Genomic DNA, 15,751 nt, shown 5'->3' on the forward strand with positions numbered 1-15,751 from the left:
TAGAGGTCTGACGCTCTTTCCCGGTTTTTCCAGCGGAGCGTCTATGTCGGCCTGCGTCGGATGAGTTCCGTCGGCAGGGTCACTGCCGCCGGTGTGGAACCGGCTTGGTCGTTTTCCGTGGGGGTGTGGGGAACTGTGCGATCGGTCCTGACGGAGTCGTAGAGGTCTGACGCTCTTTCCCGGTTTTTCCAGCGGAGCGTCTACGTCGACTCGCGTCGGACGAGTTCCGTCGGCAGGATCACCGCCGCCGGGTCCTCCCCGCCGGTCTGCGCGAGAAGCACCCGCACCATCTCGCTGCTGATCCGGTCCCACGGCTGCCTGATCGTCGTCAGGGCCGGAGTGGCCGCCGTCGCCGCCGGGGAGTCGTCGAAGCCGCCGACAGCGATGTCATCCGGCACTCGCCTCCCGGCCCGGTGCAGCGCGGCCAGCACGCCCTGGGCCATCAGATCGGAGGCCACGAACACCGCGTCCACGTCCGGGGCCCGCGCCAGCAGCCGCTCCGCGCCCGCCTCACCGCTCGACCGGCTGTAGTCGCCGGACACGACGAGCCGTTCGTCGACACCGATACCGGCCTCGGTGAGCACCTCCTCGTACCCGGCGAGCCGCTCCACACCGCCCGGCGTGTCCAGTGGTCCGGTGACCACACCGATCCGGCGCCGGCCCAGCGACAGCAGATGCCGGACCATGTCCCGTGCGCCGTCCCGGTCGTCGGGGGCCACGTAACTCACCTTCGAGCCCAGGCCGATGGGCTTGCCGCAGGCGACGAGCGGCACGCCCGCCTCGCGCAGTTCCTCCGCGACCGGATCACCGGAGTGGCTGGAGACCAGCAGCACCCCGTCGACGTGCCCGGCGGTGATGTACCGCGTGATGCGGCGCCGTTCGTCCTCGGTGCCCGCCAGCATCAGCAGGAGCGGCACGTCGTGCGCGGCCAGCGCCTGGGTGCAACCGCGCAGCAGGACATTGAAGTTGGGGTCCTCGAAGAACCGCTCCTGCGGCTCGGTCAGCAGAAAGCCGACCGAGTCGGAGCGTCCGGTGATCAGCGAGCGGGCGTGCCGGTTCACGACGTACCCGGTCCTGCGGATGGCGGCGTCGACCGCCTCCTGCGCGGCGGGGGAGACGTAGTGCCCGCCGTTGAGCACGCGCGAGACGGTGCCGCGCGAGACGCCTGCCTCGCGCGCCACGTCGTGGATCGTCGGCGGTTTGCGCCGGCCCCCCGGATTGCTCATGGTCATGACTTTACGGCCCCGGACAGCAGGTCGAGGCTCCAGAACCGCTGAATGACCAGGAACAAGGCGATCAGCGGGAGGACCGCGAGGAAGGCGCCCGTGATCACGAGGGTGTACAGCGCCGGGGTGTTGGAACCCTGTTCCAGCAGCGTGTAGAGGCCCAGCGTGAGCGGGAACTTCTCGTCGTCGCTGAGCATGGTGAACGGCAGCAGGAAGTTGTTCCAGATCGCGACGAACTGGAACAGGAACGCGGTGACCATGCCCGGGACCATCATCGGCAGTGCGATCCGGGTGAAGATCCGCCACTCGCTCGCCCCGTCCATCCGCCCGGCCTCCACCACGTCGGCGGGGACGGCCGCGACGGAGTAGATCCGGGCGAGGTAGACCCCGTACGGGGAGAGGCTCCCCTCCGCCCGCGTGTGCCACGAGAGCCGCGGGCGGAGGGGTTCTCCTCCAGCCCCGCCGGAGGACACCCCTCGCCAGTCACGTCGAAGGGACGACGGACGATGAAGTTCCATCCCGGACGCACCACCGGAGCCCTGCTGCTGCCCCTCACGGCCGGACTCGCCCTCACCTTCCTGCCCGCGCAGGCGGCGCACGCCGCGAGCTCGCTGAGCAACGGCGGCTTCGAGGCCGACGGCACCGGCACGGCCGCACCCACCGGCTGGTCGGAGTACGGCGACACCGGCGCCTCGTACACCGAGTCCGGTGGCCACAGCGGCAGTTACCGCCTCACCCAGTACGCGGCGTCCGCCTACAAGGGGGAGACGTACCAGTACCTGTCGGGCCTGACGAACGGCGCCTACACGTTGACCGCCTGGGTCCGCTCCAGCGGCGGGCAGAACGCCGCGTACATGGCGCTCAAGAATTGCGGGAGTGCGGAACAGCGCACCGATCTGCCCATCTCGTCCGGTGGGTGGATCCGTATCGTCACGCCGATCAAGGTGACGAACAGCCAGTGCACCATCAGCATCAACAGTGACGCGAACGCCGGCAAGTGGATCAATGTTGACGACCTGACCTTCACGCCCGGCACCACCGGCACGTCCATCCACGGCGCCGACATCTCCTCCCTCGCCAAGAGCGAGGCCAAGGGCGGTGTCTACAAGACGAGTTCGGGCACCACGGGCGACGCCCTGGCCATCCTGGAGTCGTACGGCATGAACTACGCCCGCCTGAAGGTCTGGGTGAACCCGGCGGACGGCTTCAACGACAAGGCGCACGTCCTCGCGATGGCCAAGCGCATCAAGGCCCAGGGCATGAAGCTCCTGGTCGACTTCCACTGCTCGGACACCTGGGCGGACCCCGGAACCCAGACCAAGCCGGCCGCATGGACGGGCCATACATACAGTCAACTCAAGACGGACGTGTACCACCACACGTACGACGTCCTGAAGGCGTTGAAGGCTCAAGGCACCACCGCCGACATGGTCCAGATCGGCAATGAGATCAATGGCGGCATCCTGTGGTCCGAGGGCTCCACGTCCCACTGGAGCCAGCTGGCCGGTCTGCTCGACTCGGGCTACGACGCGGCCAAGGCGGTCAGTTCGTCCACGGTCGTCGCGTTGCACCTGGCCAAGGGCGGGGACAAGTCCGGCATGCAGTGGTGGTTCGACAACGCGGTCGCGAACGGCGTGAAGTTCGACGCGATCGGCCTGTCCTACTACGGCTACTGGCACGGTCCGCTCTCCGACTTCCAGACCACCCTGGACGACGCGGCCTCCCGCTACGGCAAGCCCGTCTTCGTCGCCGAGACCGCCTACCCGTTCACGCTCGCCCAGGACGACTCCCTGGAGAACCAGATCGACACCACGAGCGAACTGGTGAGCGGCTACCCGGCGACGGTCGCCGGCCAGACCGAGTGGATGAACGACGTCGCGAGCATCGTGGAGGCGGTCCCGGGCGGTCGTGGCCTCGGCGTCTTCTACTGGGAGGCCACCTGGACCGCCGTGTCCGGCAACGGCTGGGACCCGACCGACGCCACCTCCGGAAACGGCTGGGAGAACCAGGCCCTGTTCGGCTACGACGACAAGGCGCTCTCCTCCATGACGTGGTTCAGCCACCGCTGAACCACCGCTGAAGGGGCCCGGCCGTATGGGGCGGCCGGGCCCCGTCGTCGTACACGGCCCGGGCCCGTTACTCCTCGGCCGCATGCCCGTTCCGTACCGGACAACGGGCGCCGAGTGCCGCGCGCGACGGCGTCGCCCGGGCCACAGTGGGAACACTGCGTACGAGGAGGCGGCGACGGAGGGCGGACGGATGACGGGAGCACCCTCGGGCCGGATACGGCACACCATCCTGGAGTGGCTCAAGGACCCCGCGGCCCACTTCCCGGCCCGCGGGAGCGGCGACCTCGCCGAGACAGGTGTCACCGCGCGGGCCGTGGCCGTCAAGCTGGGCGTCCCGCCCCGCACGGCCCGCGCCCATCTCGACTTCCTCACCCGGCTCGGCCTGCTGCGCACCCGCCGCGTGCGCTGCCGCGTCTGCTACCGGCGCGACGAGATCCGCATCGCCGAGGTCGCGCGCGTCTTCGAGAAGGGCTGGTGAGCTCCGGCCCCGGGAGCGGATCCGCGCGCCGCCCCCGCCCGCCGGGGCGGCGGTACGCTGGTGCCCGGTCGTGATCACCCATAGCGGGGCAGGCCGGACAGGAGGCGCGAGCGCATGACAGCCCCCGAAACCGAGAGCATCCGTGTCCCTGCCGCGGCGCGGCGCAGGCCCGAGTGGCGCGGGCAGGCACCGATCGTCGCCGTGGTCGCCGTCGGCGGCGCCCTCGGCGCCTGTGCCCGCTACGGTCTCGCCCTCGCCCTGCCCACGCCGCCGGGCTCCTTCCCCTGGGCCACCTTCTGGACCAATGTGATCGGCTGCGCCGTGATCGGCGTGTTCATGGTGCTCATCACCGACGTGTGGGCCGCCCACCGCCTGGTGCGCCCCTTCTTCGGCACCGGGGTCCTCGGTGGCTTCACCACCTTCTCCACCTACGCCGTCGACAGCCGCAGGCTGGTCGAGGCCGACCGCCCGGGCGCCGGGCTCGCCTATCTCGCCGGGACCCTGTGCGCGGCCCTCGCTGCGGTGTGGCTGGGCTCGGTCGCGGCCCGCCGGCTGCTGCTCGGGAGGCAACGATGACGTCGCTCAGCGGCCGGGCCCTCCGGCTGACGGTCTACATCGGTGAGGACGACACCTGGCACCACAAGCCCCTGTACTCCGAGATCGTGCACCGCGCCCACGCGGCCGGACTTGCCGGAGCCAGTGTCTTCCGAGGCATCGAGGGCTTCGGCGCCTCCTCCCGCATCCACACCTCCCGGCTGCTGTCCCTGAGCGAGGACCTGCCGGTCGCGGTGGTCGTCGTCGACACCGAGGAGCGGGTACGGGCGTTCCTGCCCCAGCTCGACGAACTGGTCCACGAGGGGCTGGTGACGCTGGACGCGTGCGAGGTCGTGCGGTACGTGGGGCGGGCCGCAGGTCCTGACACAGGTGATGTAAAAGGTAAAAGTTCGTTGTGAACTGGCTCCTGGTGATCGCGGGGGCCGTGGTCGGTGCACCCCTGCGCTACCTCACCGACCGCGCCGTACAGGCCCGCCACGACTCGGTCTTCCCCTGGGGTACGTTCGTCGTCAACGTCGCAGGAAGCCTGGTCCTCGGAACGCTCGCGGGTGCTGTGTCCGCCGGCGCCGCAGGCCCTCACCTGCAACTTCTTCTGGGTACCGGGCTGTGCGGGGCGTTGACGACGTACTCGACCTTCTCCTACGAGACCCTGCGGCTGACCGAGGCGGGCTCGGGGCTCTACGCTGCCGTCAACGTCGTCGCGAGCGTGGCGGCCGGGCTCGCGGCGGCGTTCGCGGGGTTCGCCCTCGCCGGTGCGCTGTTTGCCTAGTTCTTGCCCTACGGTCGGGCATAGTAAGACTGTCTACAGGAATGTCGACCAATTCTTCCCCTCCTCTTTCCCAGAACTGGATCCCATGAGCGCCATCTCCGTCGGTCAGGCCGTCGTCCTCGGAGTCGTCGAGGGGGTGACCGAGTTCCTCCCGGTGTCCTCCACCGGTCACCTGAAGATCACCGAGGGGCTCATGAACATCCCCGTCGACGACAAGTCCGTCGTCGGCTTCTCCGCCGTCATCCAGGTCGGCGCCATCGCCGCCGTGCTCGTGTACTTCTTCAAGGACATCAAGCGGATCGTCTCCGCCTGGTTCCGCGGGCTGGCCAACCGTGAGGAGCGCTACCACCACGACTACAAGTTCGCCTGGTGGGTGATCGCCGCCACCATCCCGATCGTCGTCGTGGGCCTGGCCGCCAAGCCGCTGATCGACGGCGCCCTCGGCTCGCTGTGGGTGGTGGCCGGCTCGCTGATCGTCGGCTCCGGCGTGATGTGGGCGGCCGACCAGATGGGACGGCACAAGCGCGGCGAGGACGACACCTCGTTCAAGGACGCCATGTGGGTCGGCTGCTCCCAGATCCTCGCCCTGCTCTTCCCCGGCTTCTCCCGCTCCGGCGCCACCATGTCCACCGCGCTCATCCTGGACCTCGACCGCGTGGCCGCCACCCGGCTGTCGTTCTTCCTCGGCATCCCGGCCCTGACCGGCGCCGGCATCTACGAGCTGAAGGACGCCCTCGGCGCCGGGGTGGGCGCGGCCCCGCTGGCCGTCGGCACCATCGTGTCCTTCGTCGTCGCCTACGCCTCCATCGCCTGGCTGCTGAAGTTCGTCGCCAAGCACTCCTTCAACGCGTTCGTGATCTACCGGATCGTGATCGGCGTGGGCCTGCTCGGCCTGCTCGCCACGGGTGCGCTCAACGCCTGACCGAAGACCGACCGAAGATCGCTGATCATGCACGGGGTGCGGATGCCTGTTTTCAGGCGCCGCACCCCGTGCATGTTTCCTTACTGGATGTCTTGACAGCCCCTGCGGGCAACCCGCAGGATCGTCACTCGTGAACCTGTCAGACAGCCAGACAGGTGGTCGGAGCCCCCGGCGCGTGAGCGCCATGGAAGCTGTCCTCGGCCACCTCCGCGGCGCCATCGAACGCGGCGACTACGCCATCGGCGACAAGCTCCCCTCCGAGGCCGAGCTCTGCCGCACCCTCGAGGTGTCGCGGCCCGTGCTGCGCGAGGCGCTGCGCGCCCTGCAGACGATGGGCCTCACGGTCTCCCGGACCGGCAAGGGCACCTTCGTCGTCGCGAACGCCGTCGAGGACCCCACCTTCGGCGACTACGCGGCCAGCGACCTGCTCGAGGTGCGCCGGCACATCGAGATCCCGGTCGCCGGGTACGCGGCCCTGCGCCGTACACCCGAGAACCTGGACCACCTGGCGCACCTGCTCGACCGCATGGAGCGGGAGACGGACACCACCGCGTGGGTCGCGATGGACACCCTCTTCCACCTTGCCGTGGCCGAGGCCGCCCAGAACCCGGTCTTCCGCCGGGTCATCGAGGAGATCCGCGACGCACTGGCGCGTCAGTCGGCCTTCCTCAACGAACTGGGCGGTCGCCGTGAGCAGTCCAACCGCGAGCACCGGGAGATCGTCGAAGCGCTGATCGACGGTTCCGAACCCGACGCGGTGGAGGCGATGAGCCACCACCTGGACCGCGTCGAGACGACCCTCACCGACATCGTGCGTCCCCAGCGGACGGACGACCTCCCCACGGAAGGCGGACCCGAGGCGTGAGCGAGCAGCACCTCAAAGACGAGACGCGCCCCTCGTCCGGCCATGTCGACGCCGGAGACGCCGGCTACAGCAAAGGCCTGAAGCACCGGCACGTCAACATGATCGCCATCGGCGGAGCCATCGGCACCGGTCTCTTCCTCGGCGCGGGCGGCAGGCTCGCCGACGCCGGACCCTCCCTGTTCATCGCGTACGCCGTCTGCGGCGTCTTCGCCTTCCTGGTCGTGCGCGCCCTCGGCGAACTCGTCCTGTACCGCCCGTCCTCCGGCGCCTTCGTGTCGTACGCCCGGGAGTTCCTGGGTGAGAAGGGCGCGTACACCGCCGGGTGGATGTACTTCCTGAACTGGGCCACCACCGGCATCGCCGACATCACCGCGGTCGCCACGTACACCCACTACTGGGGCATGTTCTCGGACATCCCTCAATGGTTGATCGCATTGATCGCCCTCGCCGTTGTGTTGACCGTCAATCTGATCTCGGTCAAGATCTTCGGCGAACTGGAGTTCTGGTTCGCGATCGTCAAGGTCAGCGCGCTGGTGATCTTCATGTGCATCGGCATCTTCCTGCTGGTCACCCAGCACCCGGTCGACGGCCATCAGCCCGGCCCGTCCCTGATCACCGACAACGGCGGCATCTTCCCCAACGGCCTGCTGCCCATGCTGCTGATCATCCAGGGTGTCGTCTTCGCCTACGCCTCCGTCGAACTGGTCGGCGTGGCCGCCGGTGAGACCGAGAACCCCGAGAAGATCATGCCGAAGGCGATCAACTCGATCATGTGGCGCGTGGGCCTGTTCTACGTCGGCTCCGTCGTCCTGCTCTCGATGCTGCTGCCCTGGAACGTCTACAAGTCCGGCGAGAGCCCCTTCGTGACGGTCCTGTCCCACATCGGCGTCCCGGCGGCCGGCGGCGTGATGAACCTCGTCGTCCTCACCGCGGCCATGTCCTCGCTCAACTCCGGCCTGTACTCCACCGGCCGCATCCTGCGCTCCATGGCCATGAGCGGCTCGGCGCCGAAGTTCACCGCGAAGATGAGCCGCAGCCAGGTCCCGTACGGCGGGATCCTGCTCACCAGCGGTATGTGTGTCCTCGGTGTGGGCCTCAACTACGTCGTCCCCGCCGACGCGTTCGAGATCGTCCTCAACTTCGCGGCGATCGGCATCCTCGCGACCTGGGGCATGATCATGATCTGTCACGCGCTCTTCTGGCGGAAGACCCAGAAGGGCGAGCTGACCCGGCCGTCCTACCGGCTGCCGGGCTCCCCCTGGACCGAGATCGTGACGGTGGCGTTCCTCGTCTCCGTCCTGGTCCTCATGTACGCCGACGGCGGCGCCGGACGCACCACCGTGCTGTGCCTGCCGCTGATCGTCGCAGCGCTGGTCACGGGCTGGTACGCCATCCGCGGCCGCATAGCGCGCTCGTCCACCGGCGCCGACGCGTGACCCGCGAACCGGCCCGACCCGACCCATCGATACAGGCAGTGATGTACAGCAGTTCCCCCGCCGACGCACCCGTCGTCCGCGAACCCCTCCACGCTCCCGTCGCCCACCTCGTCCGCGGCGGGGTCGTCGAGGGCATCCACTACGGCTCCGTCGTCGTCCTCGGCGCCGACGGCCGGGTGGAGTTCCAGCTCGGCGACATCGAGGCCGCCTTCTACCCGCGCTCGGCCGTCAAGCCCCTCCAGGCCGTGGCCATGCTGCGGGCCGGGCTGCCGCTCGACGGCGACCTGCTCTCGCTGGCCGCCGCGAGCCACTCCGGCGAGGAGCGCCACCTCGCCGGCGCCCGACGCATCCTCGAACTCGCCGGACTCACCGAGGACGACCTGCGCAACGTCCCCGACATGCCGTTCGACCCGGTTGTCCGGGACGCCTGGGTCCGCGAGGGCCGGCTGCCCTCCCGGCTCGCGCAGAACTGCTCCGGCAAGCACGCGGCCATGCTGTGGACCGCCACGCTCAACGGCTGGACGCTGGAGGACTACCTCGACCCGGCGCACCCGCTCCAGCAGGCGATCCAGGAGATCGTCGAGGACCTGACCGGCCAGCGCGTCGCCCGCGTCACCGTGGACGGCTGCGGGGCGCCGCTGTTCTCCATCTCCCTGCACGGCCTCGCCCGCGCCCTCGCCCGGATCGCCTCGGCCGCGCCCGGCACGCCGGAGGCCAAGGTCGCTGACGCGATGCGCGAGCACGCCGAGATGGCCTCCGGCTCCGGCCGGGACGTGGCCGCGCTGATGCGGGCCGTGCCGGGGCTGCTCGCCAAGGACGGTTTCGAGGGCGTGCAGGTCGCCGCGCTGCCGGACGGCCGGGCCATCGCCGTGAAGATCGCCGACGGGGCGAACCGGGCGCGGATCCCGGTCGCCGCGGCGGCGCTCGCGCGCGCGGGCGTGGATCCCGGGCTGCTGACCGAGTTCGCGGGTGAGCCGCTGCTCGGCGGCGGGGAGCCGGTGGGGTCGGTGCGGGTTGTGCGTGCCCTCGACCCGGTTCCTTTCACCACCTGCGCGTAGTCCGCCGTCACCGACCACCGATCACCCTCACCCCTCAGAAAAAGAGGACCCGAACCCTCATGACCGCCGCCACCCGCAGCGAGCACGACCTGCTCGGCGACCGTGACGTACCCGCCGACGCCTACTGGGGTGTGCACACCCTGCGGGCCACCGAGAACTTCCCCATCACGGGTACGCCGATCTCCGCGTACCCGCATCTGATCGACGCCCTGGCCGCCGTCAAGGAGGCCGCCGCGCTGGCCAACCAGGAGCTCGGGCTGCTGGCGCCCGAGAAGGCGGAGGCGATCGTCGCCGCCTGCCGGGAGATCCGGGCGGGCGCGCTGCACGACCAGTTCGTCGTCGACGTCATCCAGGGCGGCGCCGGCACGTCGACCAACATGAACGCCAACGAGGTCGTGGCGAACCGGGCGCTGGAACTGCTCGGGCACGACAAGGGGCAGTACACGTATCTGCACCCCAATGAGGACGTCAACCTGGGTCAGTCAACCAACGACGTCTACCCGACCGCCGTCAAGATAGCGACGGTGTTCGCGGTACGTGGACTGCTCAAGGCCATGGCGGTGCTGCAGGACTCGTTCGCCCGCAAGGCCGTCGAGTTCCGTGACGTGCTCAAGATGGGCCGTACACAGTTGCAGGACGCCGTGCCGATGACGCTCGGGCAGGAGTTCTCGGCCTATGCCGTCATGATCGAGGAGGACCGCAGCCGTCTCGCCGAGGCTGTCGAGCTGATCCATGAGATCAACCTCGGCGCCACGGCGATCGGCACGGGCCTCAACGCGTCCCCGGGGTACGCCGAGGCCGCCCGCCGGCACCTGTCGGCGATCACCGGACTCCCCCTGGTCACCGCGGCCAACCTGGTCGAGGCCACCCAGGACTGCGGTGCCTTCGTCCAGATGTCCGGCGTGCTCAAGCGGGTCGCGGTCAAGCTGTCCAAGAGCTGCAACGACCTGCGGCTGCTGTCCTCCGGACCGCGCGCGGGCCTCGGCGAGATCAACCTGCCGCCCGTCCAGGCCGGTTCGTCGATCATGCCGGGCAAGGTCAACCCGGTCATCCCCGAGGTGGTCAACCAGGTCGCCTTCGAGGTGATCGGCAACGACGTCGCCATCACGATGGCCGCCGAGGCCGGACAGCTCCAGCTCAACGCCTTCGAGCCGCTCATCCTGCACTCGCTGTCCGAGTCGATCACGCATCTCCAGAGCGCCTGCCTGACGCTGGCCGAGCGCTGCGTGAACGGCATCACCGCCAATACCGAGCGGCTGCGCGCGAGCGTCGAGAACTCCATCGGCCTGGTCACGGCGCTCAACCCGCACATCGGCTACACGGCGGCCACCGACATCGCCAAGGAGGCCCTCGTCACGGGCCGCGGCGTGGCCGAACTCGTGCTGGAGAAGGGCCTGCTGCCCGCCGAGCGGCTGGCTGGCCTGCTGCGCCCCGAGATCCTTGCGGGCAACGGGGCACCGCTCGCCTGACCTGCGGCAACGCGCGCTCGATTACGCTCGGGGACCGGCCGGGAGGCACAATGGCGATCATGACAACGACGTCGTCCCACACCTTCCTGCCGGTCCTGGAGCGCATCGCCGAGGAGATAGGCCACACCCCCGGCCGCGGCCGTCCCGCCGACTACATACCGGCCCTCGCCGCCCGCGATCCGCGCTGCTTCGGCATGGCGGTCGCCGAACTGGACGGCACCGTGTACGGGGTGGGGGAGTGGCGCGAACCGTTCTCCACGCAGTCGATCACCAAGGTCTTCACGCTCGCCCTCGACCTGGCCCGCGAGGGCGACGAACTCTGGGAGCACGTGGGCCGCGAGCCCTCCGGCAACCCGTTCAACTCCCTGGTCCAGCTGGAGTACGAGAACGGCATCCCGCGCAATCCGTTCATCAACGCGGGCGCGCTCGTCGTCACCGACCGCCTCCAGACCCGTACCGAGGACGCCGCCGGACAGCTCCTGGACTTCCTGCGCGCCGAGAGCGGCAACCCGGCACTGGACTTCGACCACGAGGTCGCCGCATCCGAGACCGCCTTCGGTGACCGCAACGCCGCGCTCGCCCACTTCATGGCCTCCTACGGCAACATCGACAACGACGTGACGGTGCTGCTCGACCAGTACTTCCGGCAGTGCTCCGTCGCCGCCTCCTGCGCCGACCTGGCCCTCGCCACCGGCTTCCTCGCCCGGCACGGCATCCGCGCCGACGGCACCCGGCTGCTCACCCGCAGCCAGGCCAAGCAGGTCAACGCGGTCATGCTGACCTGCGGGACGTACGACGCGGCCGGCGACTTCGCCTACCGCGTGGGCCTGCCCGGCAAGAGCGGAGTGGGCGGCGGCATCATCGCGGTCGTCCCGGGCCGCTGCACGCTGTGCGTGTGGAGCCCCGGCCTGGACGAGCGCGGCAACTCGGTGGCCGGGGTGGCGGCGCTGGACCGCTTCACGACGCTGACCGGTTTGTCGGTGTTCTGAGCGGTTCGGGAGGTTCGGTTCGGGAGATGCGTGCGGGGTGGGGGAGGGTTTCTCACACGCCGGACACGTCCGGGCCGCCCTTCGGTGGTGGGACCGTAGTCTTCCGGCCACCCGACGTCGACACGCTGACTCAGTGTTGGCCATGGCATTCCCCGTCGATCTCCGCCGCTGTCAGCTGCTCGGGCTGGCCGGTACCGCCTTCCTCGCGCTGGGCGGTGAGACCGCCGGTGCCCTGCCCGTGCAGGATCTGCTGGCCCCCGCCTCGGCACAGGCGGCACTCGGCCTGGTCGGCGTGTACTTCGGCGTCGTCCTGCTGATAGCGGCCTGGGTGCTGCTCGGCCGCCTGGTCCGCGGACCCCGGCCGCCCAGCCCGCGCGCCCTGCTGCTCGTCCTCGCCGTGTGGACGGCCCCGCTGCTGCTCGCGCCGCCGCTGTTCAGCCGGGACGTCTACAGTTATCTCGCGCAGGGCGCCATGGTCGACGCCCACATGGACGTCTACGCCCACGGCCCGGCCCAGCTCGGCGGCCCGCTCGCCGACGAGGTCGCGCCCATGTGGCAGCACACCGGCGCCCCCTACGGCCCCGCCTTCCTGGGGCTGGCCTCCGCGCTGTCCGGCCTGACCCGCGGCGAACTGCCCGCGGGCCTGCTGGGCATGCGCCTGGTCGCCCTGCTCGGCGTGGCGCTCATGGCGCTCGCGCTGCCCCGGCTCGCCCGGCACAGCGGCGCCGACCCGGCCGCGGCCCTCTGGCTCGGCGCCCTCAACCCGCTGGTCCTGCTGCACCTGGTGGCGGGCGCCCACAACGACGCCCTGATGCTCGGACTGCTGGGGCTCGGCCTGGTCGCCGCACGCGGGCGCCGGCCGGCCACCGGGGTCCTCGCGGCCGTCCTCGTCACGCTGGCCGCCCTGGTCAAGGCGCCGGCCGCGCTCGGGCTCCTCGCGGTGCTCGCGCTCCAGGTCCGCTCCGGCCGCCGCCCGCTGCCCGCCGTCCTGACGACGGCGGCCGCCGCTGCCGCGACAACGGTCGCCGCCACGGCCGTCGCCGGCACCGGCTACGGCTGGATCGGCGCGCTGACCACCCCGGTCTCCCCGCAGAACTGGGCCCTGACGAGCCTGCTCGGCCGGGCCACCGGCGCCCTGCTCCACCACCTCGGCAGCGGCCTGGCCCCGCTCGCCGTGCCGGCCTGGCATCTGCTGGGCCTCGCGGTCACCGCCGTGGTCGTCGCGCTGATATGGCTCCGGCTGCGCCTGAAGCCGGAGTACGCGCTCGGGCTGAGCCTGCTGACCGTGGCCGTCTTCGGCCCGGCGATCCGCCCCTGGTACCTGCTGTGGGGACTGTTCCTCATCGCCGCCGCCGCGCCCGAGACCCCGGTACGGCACCGGGTCGCGGCCCTGGCAGGCGTGCTCGCCCTCGCCGTCCTGCCCAGCGGCGGCCCCGCCGACCTCGGGCAGCTGGTGCTCGCGGTCTCCGGCGGGGTGCTCGGCGTGGTCGTGCTGTGGCAGGCCCACCAGGCGGCGCAGGCCCCGGCCCCGGGACGTACCGCATGAGCGCGCTGACCGGTCCGATCGGGCCGCGTACCCGCACGGGCCGGCTGCTGCTGGTCCTCGTCCTCGTCGCCGCGGTCACCGTCTTCACCGCGACCGTGCCGCTGCTGCGCGACTTCTTCGACCTGCGTGTCTACTACGGGACGGTGCACACCTGGGTCCGCCACGGCGGCCGGATCTACGACTACCACGTGCCCGGCACCGCGTACGGCTTCACCTATCCGCCGTTCGCCGCCCTCACCATGCTGCCGCTGGCCCCGCTGGGCCGGACCGCAGCGATCACGCTGTCCCTCGTGATCAACCTGGCCGCGCTGGCGGTGGTCCTGCGGATCCTCGCCGGTGCCGGCTGGCGGCGGCACGGCTGGTTCCGCTGGGCGCTGCTGCTGTGTCTGCTCGCGCTGTTCGAGCCGCTGCGGGACACCTTCAGCTTCGGCCAGGTGAACCTGGTGCTCCTCGCCCTCGTCCTCACCGACTGCTGGCTGCTCGCCACCGGCCGGGGGCGCTGGGCCGGCGCCGGCATCGGGCTGGCCGCCGCCGTGAAGCTGACGCCCGCCCTGTTCATCGGCCTGCTGCTGATCGCCGGGCGTCGCCGCGTGGCCGGTGTCGCGACGGCCGTCGCCGTCGCGGCGACCGCACTCGCGGCCTGGGCGGACCCGCGGGCGTCCCGCTACTACTGGACCGAGGCCCTGTGGGACACCAGCCGGGTGGGGCGGCTCGACTACGTGTCGAACCAGTCGCTCCAGGGCGTGCTGGCCCGCCTCGGCGAGACCGGCCGCCCGCTGTGGGCGACGCTCGTCCTGCTGACACTGTGCGTGTGGGCCTGGCGGACCCGGCGGGCGGTGACGGCCGGCGACTGGACGGCGGCCTTCGCGCTCACCGGGGCGGCGGCCTGCCTGGTCAGCCCCATCACCTGGGTGCACCACCTGGTGTGGCTGCTGCCGTCCTTCGCCGTGCTGGTCCGCGCCGGGCGCCCGCGGATCGCGGGCGCCCTGTACGCCGTGCTGTGCACGAGCGTGGTGTGGCTCTGGTACGACGGCGCCTCGGGCGTCGGCGGCTTCCTCGGCAGCAACGCCTACACGTGGATCACGCTGGGCCTGCTGCTCGGACTGCCGACGGGTCAGTCGCGCGCGGCCCGGCGCCTGGCCCGCCGCTGCAGCACCACCGTCAAGGCGCCCGCGCCGAGCCCGGAGAGCCCCGCGATCACCGCCGTGCGCGGCCAGTCCATGCCGTCGCCCGGTGCCTGCGACGCGGCGGCGGCCACCGGTGCGGCCGGGCGCTTGGCCGGGCGGGACGTGACGCGCAGTCCGTCCAGCGAGCCGACCGGATCCACCCGACCGGCCGCGTCGAAGCCCCAGTCCAGCAGTTCGCGGGCCTCGTCGTACACCGTCAAGCCGCCGCCCTGAGGGTTCATCACGGTCACCACGAGCGTGCGTCCGCCCCGGTCGGCCGCGGCCACCAGGGTGTTGCCCGCGTTGGTGGTGTAGCCGTTCTTGATGCCGATCAGGCCCCGGTACGGCTGCACGCCGTTCGCGCCGGTCAGCAGGCGGTTGGTGTTCTGGATCCCGAAGGACCAGCCCTCGGCGGGGAACGTGGCCCGGGCGGTGGCGCAGTAGCGGGCGAAGTCGGGGTTGCGCAGGCCCTCCCGGCCGAAGACCGCGAGGTCGTACGCGGAGGAGACCTGGCCGTCCGCGTCATAGCCGTCCGGGGAGACGACATGGGTGTCGAGGGCGCCGAGTGAGCGGGCCTTGGCCTGCATCCGCGTGGCCGTGGCGTCCCAGCCGCCGGCCATCGACGCGAGCACGTGGACGGCGTCGTTGCCGGAGCGGAGGAAGACCCCGCGCCACAGGTCGGCCACCTGATAGGTCTGCCCCTCCTTGACACCGACCATGCTGCTGCCCGCGCCGATGCCCGCCAGGTCCTCGTTCCGCACGGTGTGCCGCATCCCGCCCGGCAGTGCGGGCAGCACGGTGAGGGCGAACAGCGTCTTCAGGGTGCTGGCCGGCGGCAGTCTGCGGTGGGCGCCGCTCGCGGCCAGCACGTCCCCGCTGCGGGCGTCGGCCACGACCCAGGACAGCGCCGACACGTTCGGCACCCCGGGCGCGTCCCGGTGCGGCCGGACCTGCGTGCCGGAGTCGTAGAGCATGGACGGGCCGGGCATCGCCGCCCGGGGGCCGGGCGGGGCGGGCTCCCCGGGGGACGGGGCGGGGGCTCCGGCATGGTGCCGGGCGGAGGCCGCGGCCGGTGTGAGCGTCAGGACCCCCGCCACGCACAGGGCACAGGCCGAAACGGCCACACGGTGAGAAAGTCCGTTGATCATACAGATCAACGTAGGGAGGCAGCTGCCGTTCCTCGCGCGCTGCGGTCCGTTCGGC

The 15,751-nt window shown here is 71.0% G+C and carries 14 protein-coding genes and 2 pseudogenes; 13 read left to right on the forward strand and 3 right to left on the reverse strand.

What is annotated here, in order from left to right; translation table 11 throughout:
• Window positions 1-200: 200 nt before the first annotated feature.
• Both BIV25_RS24485 and BIV25_RS24490 read right to left on the reverse strand, forming a co-directional pair.
• Window positions 201-1,232, reverse strand: a complete 1,032-nt coding sequence (locus BIV25_RS24485) for a LacI family DNA-binding transcriptional regulator (protein WP_071374543.1) — start codon at window positions 1,230-1,232, stop codon at window positions 201-203.
• A pseudogene (locus BIV25_RS24490) lies at window positions 1,229-1,627 on the reverse strand (carbohydrate ABC transporter permease); the annotation flags it as partial. The pseudogene BIV25_RS24490 and the gene BIV25_RS24485, both read right to left, overlap by 4 nt.
• Before the next feature lie 105 nt (window positions 1,628-1,732).
• Between BIV25_RS24490 and BIV25_RS24495 the strand changes: the two are divergent.
• The 13 genes from BIV25_RS24495 to BIV25_RS54525 all read left to right on the forward strand — a co-directional run bounded on the left by BIV25_RS24495 (window position 1,733) and on the right by BIV25_RS54525 (window position 14,782).
• A complete protein-coding gene (locus BIV25_RS24495) occupies window positions 1,733-3,295 on the forward strand; it encodes a glycosyl hydrolase 53 family protein (RefSeq protein ID WP_071374544.1) in 1,563 nt (520 codons plus the stop codon).
• A gap of 190 nt (window positions 3,296-3,485) precedes the next feature.
• Window positions 3,486-3,773 (forward strand): ArsR family transcriptional regulator, encoded by a 288-nt coding sequence (locus BIV25_RS24500; protein WP_071374545.1) that lies wholly within the window; start codon window positions 3,486-3,488, stop codon window positions 3,771-3,773.
• A 114-nt stretch (window positions 3,774-3,887) separates the two neighbouring features.
• Entirely contained in the window at window positions 3,888-4,349 is a 462-nt protein-coding gene (gene crcB / locus BIV25_RS24505) for a fluoride efflux transporter CrcB (protein WP_071374546.1), read from the forward strand.
• A complete protein-coding gene (locus BIV25_RS24510) occupies window positions 4,346-4,726 on the forward strand; it encodes a DUF190 domain-containing protein (RefSeq protein WP_071374547.1) in 381 nt (126 codons plus the stop codon). The genes crcB (BIV25_RS24505) and BIV25_RS24510 overlap by 4 nt, the downstream gene beginning before the upstream one ends.
• Complete coding sequence (gene crcB, locus BIV25_RS24515; RefSeq protein WP_071374548.1) at window positions 4,723-5,097, forward strand: fluoride efflux transporter CrcB; 375 nt, start codon at window positions 4,723-4,725, stop codon at window positions 5,095-5,097. The genes BIV25_RS24510 and crcB (BIV25_RS24515) overlap by 4 nt, the downstream gene beginning before the upstream one ends.
• Before the next feature lie 85 nt (window positions 5,098-5,182).
• Window positions 5,183-6,019 carry an undecaprenyl-diphosphate phosphatase gene (locus BIV25_RS24520; RefSeq protein WP_071374549.1) on the forward strand — a complete coding sequence of 279 codons (837 nt, stop codon included), beginning with the start codon at window positions 5,183-5,185 and terminating at the stop codon, window positions 6,017-6,019.
• 184 nt (window positions 6,020-6,203) lie between these two features.
• The gene (locus tag BIV25_RS24525; RefSeq protein WP_071374550.1) at window positions 6,204-6,884 is read left to right on the forward strand and encodes a FadR/GntR family transcriptional regulator; all 681 of its coding nucleotides are present in this window, start codon (window positions 6,204-6,206) and stop codon (window positions 6,882-6,884) included.
• Window positions 6,881-8,320, forward strand: a complete 1,440-nt coding sequence (locus tag BIV25_RS24530; protein WP_071374551.1) for an amino acid permease — start codon at window positions 6,881-6,883, stop codon at window positions 8,318-8,320. The genes BIV25_RS24525 and BIV25_RS24530 overlap by 4 nt, the downstream gene beginning before the upstream one ends.
• Before the next feature lie 41 nt (window positions 8,321-8,361).
• Entirely contained in the window at window positions 8,362-9,378 is a 1,017-nt protein-coding gene (locus tag BIV25_RS24535) for an asparaginase (RefSeq protein ID WP_071374552.1), read from the forward strand.
• A 59-nt stretch (window positions 9,379-9,437) separates the two neighbouring features.
• Window positions 9,438-10,847: an aspartate ammonia-lyase gene (aspA, locus tag BIV25_RS24540; RefSeq protein WP_071374553.1), complete on the forward strand. Its 1,410-nt coding sequence runs from the start codon at window positions 9,438-9,440 to the stop codon at window positions 10,845-10,847.
• Between the two features lie 50 nt (window positions 10,848-10,897).
• Window positions 10,898-11,836 (forward strand): glutaminase, encoded by a 939-nt coding sequence (locus tag BIV25_RS24545; RefSeq protein WP_071374554.1) that lies wholly within the window; start codon window positions 10,898-10,900, stop codon window positions 11,834-11,836.
• A gap of 142 nt (window positions 11,837-11,978) precedes the next feature.
• The gene (mptB, locus tag BIV25_RS24550) at window positions 11,979-13,382 is read left to right on the forward strand and encodes a polyprenol phosphomannose-dependent alpha 1,6 mannosyltransferase MptB (RefSeq protein ID WP_071374555.1); all 1,404 of its coding nucleotides are present in this window, start codon (window positions 11,979-11,981) and stop codon (window positions 13,380-13,382) included.
• Entirely contained in the window at window positions 13,379-14,782 is a 1,404-nt protein-coding gene (locus BIV25_RS54525) for a glycosyltransferase family 87 protein (protein ID WP_071374556.1), read from the forward strand. Before mptB ends, BIV25_RS54525 begins: the two co-directional genes overlap by 4 nt.
• A gap of 11 nt (window positions 14,783-14,793) precedes the next feature.
• Here the strand turns inward: BIV25_RS54525 and BIV25_RS47560 are convergent.
• A pseudogene (locus BIV25_RS47560) lies at window positions 14,794-15,696 on the reverse strand (D-alanyl-D-alanine carboxypeptidase family protein); the annotation flags it as partial.
• Window positions 15,697-15,751 lie beyond the last annotated feature (55 nt).

The organism is Streptomyces sp. MUSC 14, assembly GCF_001866675.1.
In the GTDB taxonomy this organism is placed as follows: domain Bacteria; phylum Actinomycetota; class Actinomycetes; order Streptomycetales; family Streptomycetaceae; genus Streptomyces.

Bases quoted from the DNA above. Each gene is read 5' to 3' on its own strand.
- crcB (WP_071374546.1), top strand. From the start codon at position 3,888: ATGACAGCCCCCGAAACCGAGAGCATCCGTGTCCCTGCCGCGGCGCGG.
- BIV25_RS24500 (WP_071374545.1), top strand. From the start codon at position 3,486: ATGACGGGAGCACCCTCGGGCCGGATACGGCACACCATCCTGGAGTGG.
- BIV25_RS24495 (WP_071374544.1), top strand. From the start codon at position 1,733: ATGAAGTTCCATCCCGGACGCACCACCGGAGCCCTGCTGCTGCCCCTC.
- BIV25_RS24520 (WP_071374549.1), top strand. From the start codon at position 5,183: ATGAGCGCCATCTCCGTCGGTCAGGCCGTCGTCCTCGGAGTCGTCGAG.
- BIV25_RS24510 (WP_071374547.1), top strand. From the start codon at position 4,346: ATGACGTCGCTCAGCGGCCGGGCCCTCCGGCTGACGGTCTACATCGGT.
- BIV25_RS54525 (WP_071374556.1), top strand. From the start codon at position 13,379: ATGAGCGCGCTGACCGGTCCGATCGGGCCGCGTACCCGCACGGGCCGG.
- BIV25_RS24545 (WP_071374554.1), top strand. From the start codon at position 10,898: ATGGCGATCATGACAACGACGTCGTCCCACACCTTCCTGCCGGTCCTG.
- aspA (WP_071374553.1), top strand. From the start codon at position 9,438: ATGACCGCCGCCACCCGCAGCGAGCACGACCTGCTCGGCGACCGTGAC.
- mptB (WP_071374555.1), top strand. From the start codon at position 11,979: ATGGCATTCCCCGTCGATCTCCGCCGCTGTCAGCTGCTCGGGCTGGCC.
- BIV25_RS24535 (WP_071374552.1), top strand. From the start codon at position 8,362: ATGTACAGCAGTTCCCCCGCCGACGCACCCGTCGTCCGCGAACCCCTC.
- BIV25_RS24485 (WP_071374543.1), bottom strand. From the start codon at position 1,232: ATGACCATGAGCAATCCGGGGGGCCGGCGCAAACCGCCGACGATCCAC.
- BIV25_RS24525 (WP_071374550.1), top strand. From the start codon at position 6,204: ATGGAAGCTGTCCTCGGCCACCTCCGCGGCGCCATCGAACGCGGCGAC.